Raw genomic sequence first — 432 nt, forward strand, 5'->3', positions numbered from 1 at the left:
GCCAGGCCCAGCAGGCGGTTGGTTTCGCCGCTCATGGCGCTGGGGACCACCACCATCTGGTGGCCGGCGCGGTGCCACTTGGCCACGCGTTTGGCCACGTTGCGGATGCGCTCGGTCGAGCCCATGCTGGTGCCGCCGTATTTGTGAACGATCAGTGCCATTGAATCTGGGGAGGTACGCGCCGGGATCAGGGTTTTTCGCGCCGCCGGCGGTCGGGCGCAAAACGCAAGATTATAAATTGCGCGCAAACTCCAGCACCGGCCCCTGGCGCAGCACGTGGCCGTCGGCCACCTTGAGGCGGATGCAGTGCCCGCGCGTGGTGCAGGCGGCCACCTGACGCAGCAGTTCGTGCAACTGGGCCTCGCTGGGGGCCACCTGCCAGCCCTGGCGCAGCCAGTGCCGCAGCAGGTTGGCCTGGCGCTCGCGGCTCAG

Annotated in this window: 1 protein-coding gene and 1 pseudogene; both read right to left on the reverse strand. The window is 68.5% G+C overall.

What is annotated here, in order from left to right; genetic code table 11:
* Window positions 1–161 (reverse strand): annotated as a pseudogene (locus HA630_RS26690) (aspartate kinase); the annotation flags it as partial.
* Between the two features lie 70 nt (window positions 162–231).
* The coding region (locus HA630_RS26695) for a TilS substrate-binding domain-containing protein (protein WP_208299888.1) at window positions 232–432 on the reverse strand (201 nt) is incomplete at its 5' end.

Source organism: Aquabacterium sp. A08, from assembly GCF_011742065.1.